A 20,063-nucleotide genomic window follows, 5' to 3' on the forward strand; every position below is an offset into this window, starting at 1 on the left:
GCTGAGGCCCCCATTTCCTGCTTGTTAGAGTGAGAATGACTTTCATCACATTTCATCACAGAAGGAGGAGGGATAAGTGTGACGTTACAGCAAGCACCGCGCGCGGTATATATTCATATTCCGTTCTGCACCAATAAATGCTTCTACTGCGACTTCAACTCCTATGTGTTGAAGGGACAGCCAGTTATGGATTATTTGCATGCGTTGAATCAGGAAATGGCTGATACAGTTAAGCTGCATCCGCCAGGAACAATTGACACCATCTTCGTCGGTGGCGGTACACCGACCGTGTTGAAGCCGGATGAGATGGCGTACTTTCTCGAATCCGTACGCAAGTATTTCCCTAACTGGAACGAATCGATTGAATTCAGCATGGAAGCTAATCCGGGAACGACAGATGCAGAGAAGCTGCGGGTGATGCGCGACGGAGGCGTCAACCGAATCAGCTTCGGGGTGCAATCGTTCAATAACGATCTTCTTCAGGGCATAGGTCGTATTCACAATACGGATGATGTCTATCGCAGCATTGAGAATGCGCGGCAGGTAGGCTTCACCAACATGTCCATCGACCTGATGTTCGGATTGCCTAAACAGACGCTGACGATGATGGAGCACAGCCTCGATAAAGCGCTGGAGCTTGATCTGCCTCATTATTCGATCTACAGCTTGAAGGTGGAGGAGAATACACTGTTCCACACGATGTATCATCGCAACGAGCTGCCGCTGCCGAGCGAGGATGAAGAGCTGGATATGTATCTACTCATTATGGAGCGGATGAAGGCTGCCGGCTACGTTCAATATGAGATCAGCAACTTCGCTAAGCCAGGTTTTGATAGCCGTCATAATAAGACGTACTGGCGCAATGAGGATTATTATGGACTCGGTGCGGGTGCGCATGGCTATATTCAGCGCCATCGTCATATTAACGTAAAAGGTGTGAATCCTTACATTAAAGCGTGCAGTGAAGGATTGCCGAGAATAGATGCCTTCCAGGTGGATGAGGCTGAAGCTATGGAAGACTTCATGATGCTGGGCCTGCGAATGCAGCAGGGGGTCAATCGAGAAGGATTCATACGGCAGTTCGACGGCAAGAAGCCGGAAGATCTGTTTGGTGAGCAGCTGAATAAGCTTGTTGGCGATAAGCTGATAGAGGAAACCGCAGATGGTTACCGCTTAACTGAGCGGGGTATTCTATTTGGCAATAATGTGTTTGGCAGCTTCATAGGAGCTTTATCTACTAGCCCTGAATCGGAGCAAGATAAGTAAACAGTAATACAACACAATATAACTTCATCTTGTACGACAACCCATAGAGGAGCCGAAGCGCTGAATATAGCGTTTCGGCTCCTTCTCTTGTTCTAGGAACTTTTTTCTATTTTATCTATTGCAAATGTATACATCCTGATGTATATTCATTCATATTATGTTGTACCAATATAAACCATAACAACTGGGGCGGGGGGCAGAATGATGCAGACCAGATGCAGAAAAGCGACTGAGGATGATATTGAGTCTTTATTTAAACTAATACAAAACTATGCGGAACAATCCATTATGCTCCCGCGGACACGTGAGATGTTGTTGGATCAGCTCGAACATTTTATAGTAGCTGAGCAGGATGGACAGTTAATCGGCTGCGGCTCTCTCTGCCATTTGGGGTCAGATCTCGTTGAGATTCGCTCATTAGGCATTTCGCCGGAATATAAAGGTCAGGGCATCGGCACACTCATCATCGATGAATTGTTGGAATTGGCGCGTGAGCGCAAGGTTCCGCGTTTAATGGCACTAACGTATGCGGTAGGCTTCTTTGAGAAGAATGGCTTTGAAGTCGTTGAGAAGGAGATCTTTCCGGAGAAAGTGTGGAAGGATTGTGTGTACTGCAACAAACGTCACGCTTGTGACGAGATAGCAGTGCTTAAAGTTCTGAACTGACGCTTCCATTATGATCAAGCATATCGGAGATAACGGAATTGCTTGAATAGGGGCTCCCCTTATTGGTCATGTCCATGACGATAGGAAGCCCTTTTTCTTATCGGATGAAGCATTATTCCTTGTCTACTGTATGAGAGATCTTGTCCTTGTATGGATCGAAATATATATGTCCGTTTGAGCTTTTTACCGCATAGTTAACTTCTTCGACAGACAGGCCTTGCTTCTTAACTTGCTTGAGCAGCCAGGCTATGTCGATGTGGTTCACTTGCAGATTGTCTTCAATGATGACACCGTCCATGATCAGCTCGATTGGAAACAACTGCTTCGTATTGCTCGGCAAGTTTAGATCTTTACGTAACACGGGGAGGTATTCCTGCTTCCTTAGTACTGAGACTTTTCCGTTCAACTCCAGCACGGCATATTCAACTTCCTCGATGTTGAATATGTTTTTCTCTCTTAGCTCTTGGTTCAACGTATCTAGAGTAAACTTCAGATTGCGCATATTGTTCTCTAAAATTTTTCCTTCTTGGATAAGGACAGTGGGCTGACCAGAGACCCATTTGCGAATAGGTCTGCTGCTCATAGCCAAGCGCATTAATACATATGCAATTCCACTATATACGATTAATGCAATCAGCAGCTGCCACATGCTCATTTTTATATTAAAAGCGAGGTTCCCGGTTATAGCGCCCAGTGTAATAGCAGCTACGAAGTCGTGATAGGTCATTTGGGTGATGGTCGCTTTGCCAAGTAATCGAGTGATTACCATCATAACGCCGAATGCCAGTATAGATCTTAACGTGATCTCAATAATAGGGTTCAGTTGTCATCATCCTAATCCAGTACAAGTATTGAAATTTATACTTTATCTATTGCCATGATTAGCGTCGTATAACCCTTTGGATCATTTCCGAGGTGCTTAAAGTACCGAACTGACTTGACAATCATCTCGTCCGTTTGGTATTTTTGTATTACTGGTTAGCACTCGTTTGAGATGAGTGCTAATGATCTTCGAAATGATGGTTGCCCCGATGCTCGCTGATGAGCAGTTAGGGTGCAGCCTGTTTATATCGTTACATGAGTGTTTCGAGCGTTTCGGCAAATGGGCAGTGCGATTGACATATGGCAAGTTACTTATCAGAGGAGGGATGCACATGTTGACGGAGCGCCAACGACTTATATTGACAGCGATTATAGATGATTACATCAGCTCTGCTGAACCTGTAGGCTCGAGAACGATCTCCAAGCGGGGAGATGTAGGCTACAGTCCTGCTACGATCCGCAACGAGATGGCGGATTTGGAAGAACTCGGATATTTGGAACAGCCGCACACGTCGGCAGGCCGCATTCCTTCTCAGAAGGGCTACCGTTACTATGTAGATCATCTGGTTCGCCTGGACAATTTGTCAGCAGAAGAAGTGAAACGACTCAAATCGATGTTTGCGGAAAAAATAACAGCAATGGAACAGGTTGTCCAGCATACGTCCAGTGTGTTGGCGCAGTTGACGAACTATACCTCAATTGCGCTTGGACCAGAGATGTTCAACACGTCGCTGCGCCATTTTCAGCTGCTGCCGCTTGATGAGAATACAGCAGTTGCGATTATCGTGACGAGCACGGGCCATGTAGAGAATAAGACGGTTCCAATTCCGCCGGGTGTTTCAGCAAGTGAGCTGGAGAAGGTCGTCAACATCTTGAATGCGAAGCTGACAGGTACTCCACTTATTCAGCTGCGTGCGCAGCTCTACACAGAGGTCGGGCAGGAATTATCGAAGTATGTGGCTCATGCGCAAGAGATGGTTGCCCTCATTGAGAATATGTTGAGCGGTGATGAAGATCATCGTGAAATATATTTGAGCGGTACGACAAACATGCTGTCTCAGCCGGAATTCAAGGATGTCGATAAGATTAAGACGATCTGGGACCTCCTGGAAGAGACGCCGACCTTGATTAAGGTGATGGGGGAAGCGTCGACAGGTGTTCAAGTGCGCATTGGTAATGAAAATGCTCATGAAGCAATAGCAAACTGCAGCTTGATTACTGCAACGTATTCGTTTGACGGTACGCCGCTTGGCACGATCGGACTGCTGGGTCCGACAAGAATGGACTATGCGAAGGTCATGAATATGATGCATCATGTATCCGCGCAGTTAGCCGCTTATTTACAGCGATGGCATAAGTAGCGTGAAGGGTTAAGCCGAAAGGCTATGTTCTGATAAAGGAGGGGCGTCGCCATGTCTCAAGGTGCGAATAGTTGGCAAGAAAGCGATGAGCGGTTTGCGACGCTCCAGAATAATGCGCAAGCGGTGCGCGCGCTCTGCTCCGCGGTGGAAGGCACCTTAGGGCCGAAGGGTCTTGATGTGATGCTGGTAGGACCGCAGGGCGACGTCGTGATTACGAATGACGGCGTGACGATCTTGGATATGATGGACGTCAGTCATCCCATCGCGCGGCTTGTCATTCAAGTGGCGCGAGCGCAGCAGCAAGAGATTGGCGATGGAACGACGACCGCCACTGTAATAGCTGGTGCGCTAGTACAAGCCGGGTTGGATCAGGTGCTGCGCGGCGTGCCAGCTGCTAAGGTAGTTGCGGGCATTATGCAAGGCGTAGATGAGGCGAGAGCTAGACTGCAGGAGCGGGCCGAGCAGCTGGAAGGCTGGGACGACCCGCGGTTGCGTCAAGTTGTACATATAGCTGGCAGAGAACAGATTGATATCGTGCAGCTTGTGCTTGAAGCTGGACGCGCGGTGGGTTGGGCTCGTATGCTGGATCCAAGCTATCGATTTGCGGAATCTATCGTTGCTCATGAGAAGGCGAGCAACGAATGGTTCGAAGGACTGCTGCTTAAGCAGATGCCGCTGCATCGCGAGTGGCTGTCTGAACGCGGAAGCTGCCGCGTGCTCGTACTCCAGGATGCACTGGAGCCAGAGCAATTGGATGAGCAGATTCTAACGACGGAAGCGGGCTTCCAGCGCTATATGATGTTGCGTGAGAGCTTCATCGGCCATTTGGATGTGCTGAAGGAGCTGAACGTCGGCTTGATCGTGCTGGAGCGCGGCATACATCCCGATGCGGAACAATTCTGTCTCGACCATGATATGATGGTCGTACAGCGAGTGAGCCGCGAGGACGTTAAGCGCGTGGCGCGCATGACAGGCGCGCGGCCGCTCAAGCGCGCGGCGCTGGCGAAGCCGCCCGCTGCGCTCGCCGAGATGCTCGGCAGCGCCGCCGGCGTGCGCTACGACGAGCGCCTCGAGCGCGTGCGGCTGTACGCGCCGCCGTGCGCGAGCGACTCCGCGCAGCGCGGCAACCCCAACAAGCAGGTGACCCTGCTTGTTGGGGCCAGCACGCGCGAAGTCGTCGGCGAGCGCGCGCGCATCGCGGGCGACGCGGCGGCAGCGATGCAAGCCGCCATTCGCGGCGGCGTGCTGCCGGGCGGCGGCTCCGCCGAGCTCGCCGTATCGTACGCGCTCGAGCGCGTGCGCGATACGGTACGCGGCATGGAGGCGTTCGGCATCGCGGCGGTGGCCGAAGCGCTGCGCAAGCCGATGGCGCAGATGGTGCTGAACGCCGGCTTCAACCCGCTCGAGAAGCTCGAGGAAGCGCGTTCTGCCATGATCCAGTCGAGCTCAAGCTCGATCGGCATCAATTGCGACAGCGGCGGCTTAATGGATATGCGGAATGCCGGCATCATGGATCCGGCGCCAGTCAAGCTGCATGCCTTGGCCGCCGCGGGAGAAGTGGCTGCGGCTGTGCTTCGCATCCACACCGTGATCAAGATGAGAGAAGATGTATGAAGATGTAAGAAAGCATCTATTCATATAGATCGCAATGATTGTTAACTATTTAGGGGAGGTGAAGAAGTTTGAAATCAGAACAACAAGATATCCAGTCCAACGAAGCTGTGAATGAAGAAACTCCAATCATGGAAGAAGTGATCACAGACGATCAACCAGCTGGAGAAGCACAAGTTGATGCTGCTGGAGCCGAACTCGATGCTGCAAAAGCATTGGCCGATGAGAACTACCAACGCTATTTGCGCGTGCAAGCGGACTTTGACAATTACCGTCGCCGCACGATGAAGGAGAAGGAAGATCTCGCGAAGTATGCATCCACGAAGCTTGTAACCGAGCTGGTACCCGTGCTGGATAACTTAGAACGCGCATTAGCGGCAGACGTGGCGGAAGGCGATCAAGGGTCATTTGCCAAGGGTGTCGATATGATATATCGCCAGTTCCAGCAAGTATTGGAGCAAGAAGGTGTGACCGCGATGAACGCTGTCGGTCAGCCGTTTAACCCAGAGTTTCACCAAGCGATTATGCAGGTGGAATCTGATGAGTATGAAGAAGGCTTCGTAGTAGAGGAAGTGCAGAAGGGTTATATGTTGAAGGACCGAGTTCTGCGTCCAGCTATGGTTAAAGTAAGTATGTAATAAGCAAGCATAACCGATTGAGAATCTAACCCTAACATATAACATGTTAAATAATTAAGGAGGCTCTAGTTTCATGAGCAAAGTAATTGGTATTGACTTAGGTACAACTAACTCTTGCGTTGCAGTTATGGAAGGCGGCGAAGCGGTCGTTATTCCTAACCCAGAGGGTGCGCGTACAACTCCATCCGTTGTAGGCTTCAAGAAAGACGGTGAACGCATCGTCGGTGAAACAGCGAAGCGTCAAGCGATCACGAACCCTGATCGTACGATCAGCTCTATCAAGCGTCATATGGGTACTGGCCATACGGAAACTATTGAAGGCAAGGCGTATTCTCCACAAGAGATTTCTGCCATGATTCTTCAAAAGTTGAAGTCCGATGCGGAGGCGTACTTGGGACAACCGGTAACGCAAGCGGTTATTACCGTTCCTGCTTACTTCAACGACTCCCAACGCCAAGCGACTAAAGATGCTGGTAAGATTGCTGGTCTTGAAGTGCTGCGTATCGTGAACGAACCAACTGCGGCAGCGTTGGCTTACGGCGCTGACAAAGGTGAAGACCACACGATCCTCGTATATGACTTGGGCGGCGGTACATTCGACGTATCCATTCTTGAGCTTGGCGACGGCTTCTTCGAAGTTAAAGCGACAAGCGGCGACAACCGTCTTGGCGGCGACGACTTTGACGATGTGGTTATGGAATACTTGGTTCAAGAGTTCAAGAAAGAGAACGGCATTGACCTGAGCAAAGATAAAGCTGCTGTACAACGTCTGAAGGATGCTGCAGAGAAGGCGAAGAAAGAATTGTCCGGCGTATTGACGGCAACAATCAGCCTTCCGTTCATTACTGTAGTAGACGGCGTACCTCAGCACTTGGAAATGAACTTGACTCGAGCTAAATTTGACGAGCTTACTCATCATTTGGTTGAACGCACGCTTGGACCAACTCGTCAAGCGATGCAGGATGCTGGCTTAACACCATCTGAAATCGATAAGATCGTCCTTGTCGGCGGATCCACTCGTATTCCGGCTGTTCAAGAAGCAATCAAGAAGCTGACTGGTAAAGATCCATATAAAGGTGTTAACCCTGACGAAGTTGTAGCGCTTGGCGCTGCTGTTCAAGCAGGTGTCTTGACTGGTGATGTGAAAGACGTCGTTCTTCTTGATGTTACACCTCTTTCCCTCGGTATCGAGACAGCAGGCGGTGTATTCACGAAGATGATCGAACGCAACACTACGATTCCTACACAGAAATCACAAGTGTTCTCGACATACGCGGACAGCCAAACTAGCGTAGAAATCCACGTCCTGCAGGGTGAGCGTTCGATGGCTTCCGGCAACAAAACGCTTGGCCGCTTTATCCTGTCCGACATTCCACCGGCTCCACGCGGTGTACCGCAAATCGAAGTATCCTTCGATATTGACGCGAACGGTATCGTTAAGGTTTCTGCTCTTGATAAAGGAACAGGCAAGAGCCAGAACATCACAATCACTTCTTCCTCCGGTTTGACGGATGAAGAAATCGACCGCATGATGAAGGAAGCTGAGCTGCATGCGGAAGAAGACAACAAACGTAAAGAAATGGTCGAAGTGAAGAACAGCGCCGACCAAATGATATATACAACGGAGAAGACGCTGAAGGATCTTGGAGACAAGGCTGATGCGGCAGAAGTTGAAAAGGCTAATGCAGCTAAAGAAAAAGTGAAAAAAGCGCTTGAAGGCGATAATGTTGACGAGATTAAAGCGGCAACTGACGAGCTGATGGAAGTTGTTCAGCAGCTGTCCGTAAAGCTGTATGAGCAGGCTGCTCAAGCACAACAAGCAGAGCAAGGCGCAGCTGAAGGCGCGCCTAAGAAAGACAATGTGGTTGACGCGGACTACGAAGTCGTAGACGAAGATAAGAAATAAGCGTCGCCGTAATAGTCAAAGCCGGGATCATACTCGGCTTTGACTTTCCTTTTGTCTGGCATAGAGATATGGAGAGAGAGGTGGAACAGTGGCAGATAAGCGCGATTATTATGAAGTGCTTGGCGTAGGCAAGAGCGCGAACGATGATGAGATCAAGAAAGCGTATCGTAAGCTTGCTCGCCAATATCATCCGGATGTCAATAAAGCTGCGGATGCTGAAGATAAATTTAAAGAAGTAAAAGAAGCTTATGACGTCCTAAGCGATGGTCAGAAGCGTGCGATGTATGACCAATACGGCCACGTGGATCCGAATCAAGGTATGGGAGGCGGCGGATTCTCCGGCGACTTCGGCGGATTCGGAGATATATTCGATATGTTCTTCGGCGGTGGTGGCGGCGGCCGTCGCGATCCGAACGCTCCGCAGCGCGGAGGAGATCTGCAGTATACGATGTCGGTCGAATTCAAGGAAGCGGCGTTCGGTGTCGAGAAGGACATCACGATTCCGCGTACGGAACAGTGCGATACTTGCTTCGGCAGCGGTGCTAAGCCAGGTACGAAGCCGGAGACATGTTCAACTTGTCATGGCAGCGGTCAACAGCAGGTTGAGCAAAATACGCCATTTGGACGTATGGTCAATCGACGCGCTTGTTCGACTTGTCAAGGTAAAGGGAAGATTATTCGTGAAAAGTGCGGCACATGTCACGGCTCAGGTACTGTGAAGAAGAACCGCAAGATTCATGTTAAGATTCCTGCAGGCGCATTCGACGGCGCACAATTGCGGATGAACGGTGAAGGCGAAAGCGGTCAGCGTGGAGGTCCTGCTGGCGATTTATATATTGTTATTCGAGTGAAGCCGCATGAATTCTTCCAACGCGAAGATGATGATATCTATTGCGAGGTGCCGCTAACCTTTGCTCAAGCTGCGCTTGGTGATGAGCTGGAAATTCCGACGCTGCACGATAAAGTGAAGCTGAAGATTCCTGCAGGCACGCAGACAGGTACGCAATTCCGCTTGCGCGGCAAGGGTGTTCCTCATCTGCGCGGCAATGGCTATGGCGATCAACATGTTAAGGTTATCGTCGTTACACCGACTAAGCTGAACGAAGAGCAGAAGGAAGCGCTGCGTCAATATGCGGCTCTTGGCGGCGAAGCAACGAATGGCGCTCATGAGCAATCTTTCTTTGAACGCATGAAGCGTGCTTTCCGAGGCGAATAACAAGATAAGAGGAAGTTCTACTGTCATGTTTATGACGTAGGACTTCCTCTTTCTCATATAACGCCTCACATCTGTTGTTGATCTTCGCGTTCCAGCAATAATCGCTCCAGCTGCTTGCGACGTATCTTCTCCTTCTTGCGTCGTTCTCGATCTTCTTCCCGCAGCGCACGGGAGAGCGAGACAATCATGCAGAGCAGGATGACAGCGAACGGCAGCGCAGTCATAATCGATGCGGTCTGCAATGCATCAAGGCCGCCGCTCAGTAATAGTACGGAAGCGATTAGGGATGTAAAGATGCCCCATGTCAGCTTAATCGCCGTGCTTGGATTCGGATTGCCTTGTGAGGACATCATGCCGAGCACGAAGGTGGCTGAATCAGCGGATGTTATAAAGAAGGTGACGATCAGAGCAATCGCGAGAATCGAAAGCATCGTACCAGCCGGCAGCTGCTCTAGTGTAACGAATAAAGCAGATGTCAGATCGCGCTTGACAGCTTCTACGATAGGGACCTTCTGAAATACCTCCAGATATAGCGCTGTGGAGCCGAATACAGCGAACCATACGAAGCTAAAGCCGCTCGGCAGCAGCAGTGTTCCGAGTATGAATTCCTTAATCGTTCGTCCGCGAGACACGCGTGCAATGAAGGAGCCGACGAATGGAGCCCATGCGATCCACCATGCCCAATAGAACAGGGTCCACTGCGCGATCCATAGATCATCGGCAAAGGGAGTCAGGCGCAAGCTCATCTGTATAATCTCTTGCAGGTACGTTCCAAGCGTAGTTGTGAACATATCAAAAATGAACGAGGTTGGGCCTAACAGCAGCGTGATGAGCAGCAATCCAACGGCAATGATAAGATTGATATTGGACAGGAGCCGAATCCCTTTGTCCAATCCTGATATAGAGGATATCAGGAACAGGATAGTTACTACGGTTATAATGCAGAGCTGAACCACTATATTGCTCGGAATGCCGAATACATACGTTAGTCCGCCATTGATCTGCATCGCTCCGAGACCAAGTGAAGTAGCTACTCCGAAGGCTGTTGCGATAACGGCTAATATGTCGATCATTTTGCCAATGGGTCCGTTGATACGGTCGCCGAGCAGCGGCTGGAAGGTTGAGCTTATCAATCCTCTATAGCCTTTGCGGAATGTAAAATAGGCGAGTGCCAGTGAAACGAGCGAATATATGCCCCAAGGATGCAGTCCCCAATGAAAAAAGGAGTAGCGCATAGCAGTTCGCGCCGCTTCGACGGTGAAGGGCTCAGCTTCAGGCGGATTCATAAAATGGCTTATCGGTTCAGCAACTCCCCAGAAGACGAGCCCTATTCCCATTCCCGCACTAAATAGCATGGCAAACCAAGATACATTCGAATATTCTGGATCGTCATCGTCATCTCCTAACCGAATTGACCCATATTTGCTGAATGCGAGATATAGCATATAGACCAGCACGATCAACGCAGTAATGAGATAGAACCAGCCGAAGCGACTAGCTGTAAAGGCAAGCGCATTAGCTGCAGCGTCAGCTAAGCCTTGAGGCGCTAGAAATCCCCAGATTACGAAGCCTAGTATGATGATAGTCGATATGATAAAAACCATAGTGATCCCCTTCCAGCATCTATTTGACGAATACAAGAAGTATTCCCTTTCCGCTCGTAGGCAAAACCTTGGAGTATGCAGCAAGTATTCGTGATGATTGAGGACAACCCTATAGTTAAGAATAAAAAGAACAGAACAACACAAAGTAACTCAGAACATACATGAAGGAGGTATTCTTAAGCGATGAACAGACCAAAACAAGATCTTCCATCACAAGCAGGTTTGAAGGGCCAGCCGGCGGCGGGGCGATTGCCTATTGGGAAAGCGGAAGATGTTGAGTTTTCACCAGAGCTTGCTGACGCGGAAGACCTGATCGCATTGAAACGTGCAGAGTCGGCGGATGCGCGCGCGGAGCAGAAATGAGTTACTTCGAAGCGAGATTTGCGGGCGTTGACGAAGCGAGGACTTGCGAGAGAAAGCTGCAGGCCTTGCGGATTCCGCATGTAGAGATGACGGAAGACACAGGGGCTTCTGCGAGTGGCTATATTCTGCATGCAGATGTACCTGCTGGAATGCTGCCGATAGCGCAGGCTATCATTACGGAACATACTGGACAGTGGTAGCAGATAAGCTTGTACAGTACAAACTCATTGCACGGCTGGATGGAGGCTAGGTATGCCAACTCCTGTCGTTGTAAGGAGTTTGTTTTTTGTGTACAATAGTAAGGATGTGGGTACGTCTGCGTCTAGAGGCGTCACAGAGAATAGGTTATAGTGATGAAGGGGGATGCACACGTGCATTGGCATGAATTAACGATACATACGACGGAAGAAGCGACGGAGATGATCTCTAACTTTCTCCTTGAAGCGGGAGCCGGCGGTGTGAGTATTGAAGAATCAGGTACGCTGAATAAACAGCGTGATACGACATATGGAGAATTATACGATGCGCCTCTAAATGATATCCCGGAAGGTCATGCAGTGATGCAGGGCTACTTCTCAGACGGCTCCGATCTAGCAGCGATCGAGGCCGAGATCAAGGAGCGTATAGAGGAGCTTCGCACCTATGATATTGATCCAGGCGAAGGCAGATTGAGCTGGCGTACGGTGAACGAGGACGACTGGTCATCTGCATGGAAGCAGTATTTTAAGCCGATGCGCATTACGGATCGTTTGACGATTAAACCGACATGGGAATCGTATACGGCGCAATCCGAGGATGAGCGCATCATTGAGATCGATCCAGGCATGGCGTTCGGAACCGGAACCCATCCAACGACCTCCTTATGCTTAAAGGCGTTGGAATCCGTTATTCAAGGCGGAGAGGACGTCATCGACGTAGGTACAGGCTCAGGCGTGCTCGCGATTGGATCTATGCTTCTCGGCGCTCGCCATGTATTAGCGATTGATCTCGATCCAGTAGCTGTAGCAAGTGCTTCTACTAACGTCGAGTTAAACCAATTGAAAGATTCGATAACCGTTCACGAGGGCGATCTATTGCATATCTTGAACACTAGCGAGAACAGCGCAGAAGCTGGACTTGGCGTGCAGTTGCCTGTAAAGATCGTGGTAGCTAACATCTTAGCGGAGATTATCGTTCTGTTCATTGATGATGTCTACGCTGCGCTCCAATCGGGCGGTGTTTATATTACGTCTGGAATCTACAACAACAAAGAACAGCTTGTGCATGATGCTCTGGTGGAGCATGGCTTCATCATGGAAGAGACGCTGCGCGAAGAGAATTGGGTAGCATTCATTGCTCGTAAACCATAATAGGAGGGGTTGACATTATGGATAATTTGGATCGCTTTTTGGCCGTCCCCTTAGAAACGCTCCCTTTCTTGCTGCTTGTTCTTATGATCTCGTTTACGGTGCATGAGTTCGCACATGCCTTCTTCGCTTGGAAGTTTGGCGATCCGACAGCGAAGATGCTCGGGCGCGTGACGTTGAATCCGGCGAAGCATCTGGATGTATTCGGTACGCTCTTGTTCGTGATCGCAGGGTTCGGTTGGGCCAAGCCTGTTCCTGTGAATCGCTCGAATTTCAAGAACGAGCGTTGGATGAGTATCGTCGTATCGGCGGCAGGACCGCTTAGCAATCTGGTGATGGCCTTTTTTGGGGTGCTGCTGCTTCATATCTGTTTGAAGTTTGGCTGGATTGACTTCACTGCCATGACCCGACCGATGCAAGCGTTGGATATATTCTTTACTTACTTTATCTCATACAATATCTTGCTGTTTCTGTTTAACTTAATTCCGCTGCCGCCGCTGGATGGTTATCGTATTATCGAAGACTTGGCGCCGCGCCGCATTCGAGCTAAGCTGGCACAGTTTGAGCAATGGTCTATTTTCATCTTTATGTTAATTGTGTTTATACCGCCATTACGTAGTGTTACGCTTGATCCGCTGTTCAGTCTTATACAACCGATCTACATGAATTTCAGCAAGGCTGCTTATTTCTTGGTCGGTGGATAATAATTATAATTGGAAAAAAGATGTCAATGGTAGCGATAGCAGCGCAAAACGTGTATGATGAGGAATGTTGATTACGATGCAAAAATACTTTGTTGCTCCCGAGCAGTTCGGAGAGCATGGGATTGAGATAACGGGACAAGATGCCCATCATTTGAAAAATGTGATGCGCGCCAAGCCGGGCGAGAAGTTTCTCGTCAGTGATGGGGAAACGCGCGAAGCGCTGGTAGAATTGGATTCCTTCGAGGATCAGATGGTCAAAGCGCGAATCGTCGAAATAAAGGCATGGGACCGAGAGCCTGCCTATCATGTCGTCATTGCCCAGAGCTTGCCGAAGGGCGATAAGATGGAGCTTATTATTCAGAAATGCACAGAGATTGGAGCGGCTGGCTTCATTCCGTTCATCTCTGAACGAACAGTCGTGCAGTACGATGCGAAGAAGGAAGCCAAGCGTATTGAGCGTTGGAGCAAGATCGCGAAGGAAGCGGCTGAGCAGTCGCACCGCAATCGCGTACCTGTTATCGATGCTTGCATGAGCTGGAAGCAGCTGCTGCAAGAAACTGCGCAGTTCGATCTAGTGCTGTTCTGCTATGAGGATGAGCGAGGGACGATGCTGCGCGATGTGGCGGCGCCGTTCGTCGCTGAACGCAAGGCAGAAGCGCGTGATTGCCGCGTGCTGATCGTCGTTGGACCGGAGGGAGGGTTCGCACCGCGCGAGGTAGAAGAAATAACAGCAGCAGGCGCAATATGCGTTGGCCTCGGTCGACGCATTCTCCGTGCCGAAACAGCAGGCATGCTGGCACTCGCTTGCTTGCTGTACGAATCTGGAGAAATGGGGGGAGTGTGAACAAATGCCATCAGTAGCATTTTATACATTAGGTTGTAAAGTTAACTTCGTTGATACAGAAGCCATGTGGCAGTTGTTCAAGCAATCTGGCTATGAGCAGGTCGACTTTGAACAAACAGCGGACGTATATGTCATCAATACATGTACGGTTACCAATACAGGAGATAAGAAGAGCCGACAGATCATTCGCCGTGCAGTGCGACGCAATCCTGACGCGATCGTCGCGGTTACTGGCTGCTACGCTCAAACTTCTCCAGCTGAGATTATGGACATTCCAGGTGTCGATCTCGTAATTGGCACTCAGGATCGCGATAAGCTTATGGAATATGTCGTACAGCTTCAAGCTGAACGTCAACCGATTAATGCCGTGCGCAACATTATGAAGACGCGTGCGTTTGAAGAGCTGGATGTACCAGATTTTGCGGAGCATACGCGTGCGTTCCTGAAGATTCAAGAAGGCTGCAACAACTTCTGCACCTTCTGCATCATCCCTTGGTCGCGCGGCTTGTCTCGCAGCCGTGAACCGGAGAGCGTCCTTAAGCAGGCGCGACAATTAGTCGCTGCTGGCTACAAGGAGATCGTCTTGACTGGTATTCACACTGGCGGATACGGAGATGATCTCGAGAATTATGATTTGACGGATCTTCTCTGGGATCTCGACAAGATTGAAGGTTTGGAGCGCGTTCGTATCAGCTCGATTGAAGCAAGCCAGATTGACGACCGCATGATCGAGGTGCTGAACAAGTCTTCGAAGATGTGCCGCCATCTTCATATTCCGCTGCAAGCGGGGACGGATGAAGTGCTGAAGCGGATGCGCCGCAAGTATACGACTGCAGAATTTGCAGAGAAATTGGCGCGCATTCGTGAAGCGATGCCGGATGTGGCGATTACGACTGATGTTATCGTCGGATTCCCAGGTGAAACGGAAGAGTTGTTCCGCGAGAGCTATGAGTATATGAAACGTGTCGGCTTCTCTGAAATGCACGTATTCCCATATTCGAAGCGTACAGGTACACCTGCAGCACGTATGGAAGATCAGGTAGATGAAGATCTGAAGCATGCGCATGTTCAGGAGCTGATTGAGCTTTCCGAAACGATGCAGCTCGCTTATGCGAAGCATTTTGTAGGAGAAGTGCTGGATGTCATTCCAGAACGCAATTCCAAGGGAACATTGCCAGCCGGCTATGTAATGGGACACTCCGACAACTATTTGCAGGTCATGTTTGAAGGCGACGAGTCGCTGGTCGGCAAGCTGTGCCGCGTGAAGATAACCGAGGCAGGCGTTAATGAGAATCGCGGCGTACTTGTGCGTGTTCTCGATTCGAGCATGGACCAAGCTGTTAATATGTAATCATAAGGGGAGGATTTCAGCTGTCTTGTGAGAGACTTGATGAAATCCTCTTTCTGTTCGGTTACGATATACATATCAATGATAGGAGGTATTCGGAATGAATCGGAAGGAAATATCAGCAGGTGGTGTCGTTTATCGTGAAAGAGAAGGTGCTGTCGAGATTCAGTTGATTCAGGATCGTTACGGCAAAGTGTCGCTTGCAAAAGGTAAGATGGAAGCAGGAGAGACTGTGGAGGAGACGGCGCTCCGTGAGATCGTAGAAGAAACAGGCATTCGCGGCCGCATTATCGCGCCGATCGATGTCATTCGGTATGAGTATGTACATCCTGAATACGGCACAGTAGATAAAGAGGTTCACTACTATCTGGTAGAAGCTGAGGGCGGCGATCTGCAGGCGCAGGTTGAAGAAATACGCGGTGTAAGCTGGTTCACGCCGGAAGAAGCATGGAAACAACAGACGGAATTCGGGTATGATAACAATGATAGCATCGTTCGACAAGCATTCGAACGATTACAATTGAATGTGAAGGGATGATCAACGATGGAACCGAAGGCAGTAGCTTCTTATATCGACCATACCTTGTTGAAGGCAGATGCGAATCGGGCGCAGATTGAGCAATTGTGCAAGGAAGCGATTGAGCATCAATTTTATAGCGTATGTGTAAATGGTGTGTGGGTCCGAACATGTGCAGAACTGCTCAAAGGATCAGACGTTAAGATCGCTGTTGTAGTCGGCTTCCCGCTGGGGGCGAATTCAACTCAATCGAAAGCGTTTGAAGCTGCGCGTGCTGTCGAAGACGGTGCGGAAGAGATTGATATGGTACTGCAAATTGGTCCATTGATGGCTGGAGATCACAAGCTGGTGGAAGACGACATTCGTGCAGTTGTTAACATGGTGCAAGGCAAAGCAATTGTTAAAGTCATTCTAGAATCCGGCATGCTGACAGATGAGCAGATCGTAACAGCTTGCCGCTTGTCTGAAGCAGCTGGCGCGCACTTCGTGAAGACTTCGACCGGCTTCGGCAAAGGCGGAGCGACGGTTGAGCACATTCGTCTCATGCGCGCGAGTGTATCTCCTTCCATCGGGGTTAAAGCCTCTGGCGGAGTTCGTGATCGTGAAACGGTGCTGGCGATGATCAAAGCGGGCGCGAACCGAATCGGAGCAAGCTCTGGCGTACAGATCGTCAGCGGACACGCTTCCACACCGGGAGGTAGCACAGCGGGAGCGCCAGCAGAGAACTCGCAATATTAAAGATCGTTTGCGCGTGGGCGACCTGAGCCGCCTCATTGCTGGATATCCAAGAGGATACCGTATGAAGCTGCGGCAGCAGGGGATAGAAGATCAAGGCACCGCCTACGTTAAGCGCAACATGGCTCCAGGCAACGAATTGTCCGCTACGAGAGCCTCCGAGGGAGGCGATGATCGCTGTGAAACAGGTGCCTACATTAGAGCCGATGACGATGGCAATGCCGACTTCAACCGGCATCGCGCCGGTAGCGGCCAGTCCCATCGCGAGCGCGATGATAGCGGCACTGCTGTGGACGACGGCGGAAATGACCATCCCTGCCGCGAGCGCCCACAATAAGCTAACTTGAGATCGCTCCAGGAACCAGGTGAACAGTCCGCGCGCTTGCAGCGGCTCGCTTACCATCTTCATCCACTCGATTCCGAGCAGGATGAACGAGAAACCGGCGATTGCAATAGCTGCATATTGCATCGGCTTCCACCAATGCTGTATGCGCGGAATCAGATTAGGGACGATGTCGTCTGCGATGACGCCCCAGATCCATAAGGCAGCGGCAACAATCATCAATGGAACGGCGTATTGATTAATATTTAGCCCGATCAGCTCGGTTGTGAGCGTTGTTCCTACGTTAGTTCCGAGGATGATGCCGAGCGTTCGTGGAAAGGTCATGAGACCGGCATTCACGAGTCCGATGGCGATGACGGTTATGGCTGTGCTGCTCTGCATAGCAGCTGTCATAATCGAGCTGAATACCATGCCTCGAATCGGAGTGCGGGTGGAATGATGGAGCACGCGTTGAAGGTAGGGACCAGCCCACAGGTGCAGCGCAAATTCCATCGTTTTCATGCCGAATAAAAATAGAGTTAAGCCGCTCAACATGGGCAGCAGCAGTTCTTTAAACATAGCAGGCTCCTTGTCCAAATATCTTCAAGAACAGATATGATGCTGAGATATACCGCTGGTACGCAGGTATACTGGGAAAGATATTGTTACATATGTATGCGCTCTATGGGACAACCATGACAAGCCATGCTCGGCAGAGTGCAGACAGGAGTCTGAGCGGAGGGGAAACTTATCGAAAGCAATACACAGCGCCCTGCAGTGGTGCTCGTCAAATCGCGCAAGAAGCGAATTGAGCGTTCGCATCCATGGGTATATCAGTCAGAAATAGAACGTGTTATCGGGGAGCCGGAGCCTGGCTCGCTCGTGGACGTTCAGAATGAAAAAGGAAAGTACGTCGCGACAGGCTACTACAACGCGGCATCTCAAATAACGGTTCGAGTTGTATCGTATGAACCGGATATTGAAATGAATACGGAGTTCTTTGTTAAGAAATTTCAAGACTGTCTTGCGCATCGGAATCGATTCCTTCTCGGTGCCAACGCATATCGTCTTGTTTATGGTGAAGCAGACTTTTTGCCGGGTCTAGTAGTAGATCGTTTTGACGATGTGCTGGTCGTGCAGATCGTCACGCTCGGCATGGATGTCCATCGTGAAGCGATCGTTGAGGCGCTCGTGCAGGTGATGCAGCCGAAGGGAATCTATGAGCGCAGCGATGTGCCGATTCGTGAGCGGGAAGGTCTTGAGCAGCGCACTGGTGTGCTGTACGGTGAATGCCCGCGTCATGTTCAGGTAAGAGAGAACGAGCTTCTCATCGAAGTCGATATTGTAGAAGGTCAGAAGACGGGATATTTCTTCGATCAGCGTGAGAATCGCGCTTCGATCGCGCCGTTGATGACGGGCTGGGGAGCTCGAAGCGGGATTCAGCTTCGTGATGTAGAGACGGCAGCAGGTGTGATCGAGAAGCTGCCAATGAACGCGAACGGCAAGACCGTAACCTTTCCTTGGTGGGATGGCGCGACGGTGCTGGAGTGCTTCGCTCATACAGGAAGCTTCACCTTGCATGCTTGCAAGTACGGCGCGAAAAAAGTAACCTGCCTCGACATTTCTGATCATGCGATCCAGAGTGCGAAGCGCAATGTGGAATTGAACGGCTTCACAGATCGCGTGGAATTCGTTGTGGCGGATGCGTTTGACTATTTGCGTCAGCAGGTGCGCGGTCAGGAAGAGCGTTCGGAGCGCGCTGAAGTGCTGCGCGAAGACGGCAGCGGTGAAGGAAAAGGCAAGAAGAAGATCGATACATCTAAGGCGTTGACGGCTGGCGGCGGACGTACGTGGGATGTCGTAATTCTCGATCCGCCTGCGTTCGCAAAGACACGCAGCGCGGTTGAAGGGGCTTATCGCGGCTACAAGGATATTAACTTGCACGGGATGAAACTCGTTAACGAAGGTGGATACCTAGTGACAGCAAGCTGTTCGTTCCATATGCGCCCGGATAAATTTATGGAAGCCATATTGGATGCTGCACAGGATGCGGGCAAGGTGCTGCGCCTGATCGAGTGGCGCGCAGCAGGCAAGGATCATCCGCAGATTGCGGGTGTGGATGAAGGACACTATCTGAAGTTTGCTGTGTTTGAAGTAAGAAGTAAATAATAACTCGATATGAAGAGCAGCAGTTTACGACGCGGGTTTGTCGTTGAATGCTGCTCTTTATGTCTATTCCAAGCTTCTATAGATAAGTTCTGATCATGGCGATTGCTTGTTCAGCGCATCGTTTGTAGCCTAGCTCCGTCAGATGAAGTCGATCTTCACAGATATGAGCTTCCATATCCGTTCGAACCAATTGATTCAAATCGTTAATGGCGATGTTTTTTGATTGCATAAGTGCAGTTGCGGCAGCGTTGTAACGGTCTATTTCAGCATTGCTTCTGCCGGTCGCATCAGGTGGTACAGGAATGGTAGTGGCAAATATAATCTTAGCCCCAGTTCGCTCCAGTTCGTTAATAATTCGTTTTAAATTTTCTAAATATTCATCCAGCAAAGTTAAGGCTTCGACCATCGGTGCCTCATGATGCAAATCCCATAGACCGTTGTTCCAATGAACGATATCAGGAATCCCAAACTCTTTAATCCACAGATTTACACCCCATAGTGTGTATTTGGAATAGCGGCCGTTATCCTGAGATCCCCATACCTGTGCTTCACCTTTCAATCCTTCTTGAATGTAAGGCTGGTAGCCAAGCCGTATGGAATCGCCGAGTAGCAGTACCTTTTTCAT

At 50.1% G+C, this 20,063-nt stretch carries 20 protein-coding genes; 16 read left to right on the plus strand and 4 right to left on the minus strand.

Annotated features, from left to right (window positions below):
• Positions 1 to 78 precede the first annotated feature (78 nt).
• Both hemW and ACXX53_RS10615 read left to right on the plus strand, forming a co-directional pair.
• Positions 79 to 1,266 carry a radical SAM family heme chaperone HemW gene (gene hemW / locus ACXX53_RS10610; protein WP_458568617.1) on the plus strand — a complete coding sequence of 396 codons (1,188 nt, stop codon included), beginning with the start codon at positions 79 to 81 and terminating at the stop codon, positions 1,264 to 1,266.
• 204 nt (positions 1,267 to 1,470) lie between these two features.
• Positions 1,471 to 1,932, plus strand: coding sequence for an N-acetyltransferase (locus tag ACXX53_RS10615; protein ID WP_458568618.1), 462 nt, complete (start codon positions 1,471 to 1,473; stop codon positions 1,930 to 1,932).
• 112 nt (positions 1,933 to 2,044) lie between these two features.
• Here the strand turns inward: ACXX53_RS10615 and ACXX53_RS10620 are convergent, their stop codons facing one another.
• Entirely contained in the window at positions 2,045 to 2,755 is a 711-nt protein-coding gene (locus tag ACXX53_RS10620; protein ID WP_458568739.1) for a DUF421 domain-containing protein, read from the minus strand.
• A 331-nt stretch (positions 2,756 to 3,086) separates the two neighbouring features.
• Between ACXX53_RS10620 and hrcA the strand changes: the two genes are divergently transcribed.
• The 5 genes from hrcA to dnaJ all read left to right on the plus strand — a co-directional run bounded on the left by hrcA (position 3,087) and on the right by dnaJ (position 9,486).
• Positions 3,087 to 4,115, plus strand: coding sequence for a heat-inducible transcriptional repressor HrcA (hrcA, locus tag ACXX53_RS10625; protein WP_458568619.1), 1,029 nt, complete (start codon positions 3,087 to 3,089; stop codon positions 4,113 to 4,115).
• 51 nt (positions 4,116 to 4,166) lie between these two features.
• Positions 4,167 to 5,729 carry a TCP-1/cpn60 chaperonin family protein gene (locus ACXX53_RS10630; RefSeq protein ID WP_458568620.1) on the plus strand — a complete coding sequence of 521 codons (1,563 nt, stop codon included), beginning with the start codon at positions 4,167 to 4,169 and terminating at the stop codon, positions 5,727 to 5,729.
• A 68-nt stretch (positions 5,730 to 5,797) separates the two neighbouring features.
• Complete coding sequence (gene grpE / locus ACXX53_RS10635; protein ID WP_458568621.1) at positions 5,798 to 6,364, plus strand: nucleotide exchange factor GrpE; 567 nt, start codon at positions 5,798 to 5,800, stop codon at positions 6,362 to 6,364.
• A 73-nt stretch (positions 6,365 to 6,437) separates the two neighbouring features.
• Complete coding sequence (gene dnaK, locus ACXX53_RS10640; RefSeq protein ID WP_458568622.1) at positions 6,438 to 8,270, plus strand: molecular chaperone DnaK; 1,833 nt, start codon at positions 6,438 to 6,440, stop codon at positions 8,268 to 8,270.
• An 88-nt stretch (positions 8,271 to 8,358) separates the two neighbouring features.
• Positions 8,359 to 9,486 carry a molecular chaperone DnaJ gene (dnaJ, locus tag ACXX53_RS10645; RefSeq protein WP_458568623.1) on the plus strand — a complete coding sequence of 376 codons (1,128 nt, stop codon included), beginning with the start codon at positions 8,359 to 8,361 and terminating at the stop codon, positions 9,484 to 9,486.
• A 65-nt stretch (positions 9,487 to 9,551) separates the two neighbouring features.
• On the opposite strand, the gene ACXX53_RS10650 is transcribed toward dnaJ, so the two are convergent.
• The gene (locus ACXX53_RS10650) at positions 9,552 to 11,090 is read right to left on the minus strand and encodes a glycine betaine uptake BCCT transporter (RefSeq protein ID WP_458568624.1); all 1,539 of its coding nucleotides are present in this window, start codon (positions 11,088 to 11,090) and stop codon (positions 9,552 to 9,554) included.
• A 183-nt stretch (positions 11,091 to 11,273) separates the two neighbouring features.
• Here ACXX53_RS10650 and ACXX53_RS10655 point away from each other — a divergent pair, with 183 nt between their 5' ends.
• The 8 genes from ACXX53_RS10655 (at position 11,274) to deoC (ending at position 16,950) form a co-directional block, all read left to right on the plus strand.
• Positions 11,274 to 11,453, plus strand: a complete 180-nt coding sequence (locus ACXX53_RS10655; protein WP_458568625.1) for a YfhD family protein — start codon at positions 11,274 to 11,276, stop codon at positions 11,451 to 11,453.
• Positions 11,450 to 11,653 carry a hypothetical protein gene (locus ACXX53_RS10660; RefSeq protein ID WP_458568626.1) on the plus strand — a complete coding sequence of 68 codons (204 nt, stop codon included), beginning with the start codon at positions 11,450 to 11,452 and terminating at the stop codon, positions 11,651 to 11,653. Before ACXX53_RS10655 ends, ACXX53_RS10660 begins: the two co-directional genes overlap by 4 nt.
• 171 nt (positions 11,654 to 11,824) lie before the next feature.
• The gene (gene prmA / locus ACXX53_RS10665; protein WP_458568627.1) at positions 11,825 to 12,802 is read left to right on the plus strand and encodes a 50S ribosomal protein L11 methyltransferase; all 978 of its coding nucleotides are present in this window, start codon (positions 11,825 to 11,827) and stop codon (positions 12,800 to 12,802) included.
• 17 nt (positions 12,803 to 12,819) lie between these two features.
• Positions 12,820 to 13,503, plus strand: a complete 684-nt coding sequence (locus ACXX53_RS10670) for a site-2 protease family protein (RefSeq protein WP_458568628.1) — start codon at positions 12,820 to 12,822, stop codon at positions 13,501 to 13,503.
• Positions 13,504 to 13,579: 76 nt separating this feature from the next.
• A complete protein-coding gene (locus ACXX53_RS10675) occupies positions 13,580 to 14,347 on the plus strand; it encodes an RsmE family RNA methyltransferase (protein ID WP_458568629.1) in 768 nt (255 codons plus the stop codon).
• A gap of 4 nt (positions 14,348 to 14,351) precedes the next feature.
• Positions 14,352 to 15,698, plus strand: a complete 1,347-nt coding sequence (gene mtaB, locus ACXX53_RS10680) for a tRNA (N(6)-L-threonylcarbamoyladenosine(37)-C(2))-methylthiotransferase MtaB (RefSeq protein ID WP_458568630.1) — start codon at positions 14,352 to 14,354, stop codon at positions 15,696 to 15,698.
• Between the two features lie 97 nt (positions 15,699 to 15,795).
• Positions 15,796 to 16,233, plus strand: coding sequence for an NUDIX hydrolase (locus ACXX53_RS10685; RefSeq protein WP_458568631.1), 438 nt, complete (start codon positions 15,796 to 15,798; stop codon positions 16,231 to 16,233).
• A 6-nt stretch (positions 16,234 to 16,239) separates the two neighbouring features.
• The gene (gene deoC / locus ACXX53_RS10690; protein WP_458568632.1) at positions 16,240 to 16,950 is read left to right on the plus strand and encodes a deoxyribose-phosphate aldolase; all 711 of its coding nucleotides are present in this window, start codon (positions 16,240 to 16,242) and stop codon (positions 16,948 to 16,950) included.
• Here the strand turns inward: deoC and ACXX53_RS10695 are convergent.
• A complete protein-coding gene (locus tag ACXX53_RS10695) occupies positions 16,883 to 17,848 on the minus strand; it encodes a Na/Pi cotransporter family protein (protein WP_458568633.1) in 966 nt (321 codons plus the stop codon). The two genes, deoC and ACXX53_RS10695, sit on opposite strands and share 68 nt — an antisense overlap.
• Before the next feature lie 198 nt (positions 17,849 to 18,046).
• On the opposite strand from ACXX53_RS10695, the gene ACXX53_RS10700 reads away from it, so the two are divergent.
• Entirely contained in the window at positions 18,047 to 19,438 is a 1,392-nt protein-coding gene (locus ACXX53_RS10700; RefSeq protein WP_458568634.1) for a class I SAM-dependent rRNA methyltransferase, read from the plus strand.
• Positions 19,439 to 19,514: 76 nt separating this feature from the next.
• On the opposite strand, the gene ACXX53_RS10705 is transcribed toward ACXX53_RS10700, so the two are convergent.
• On the minus strand, positions 19,515 to 20,063 hold the full coding sequence (locus ACXX53_RS10705; protein ID WP_458568635.1) for an SGNH/GDSL hydrolase family protein: 549 nt from the start codon (positions 20,061 to 20,063) through the stop codon (positions 19,515 to 19,517).

The organism is Paenibacillus marinisediminis, assembly GCF_054343325.1.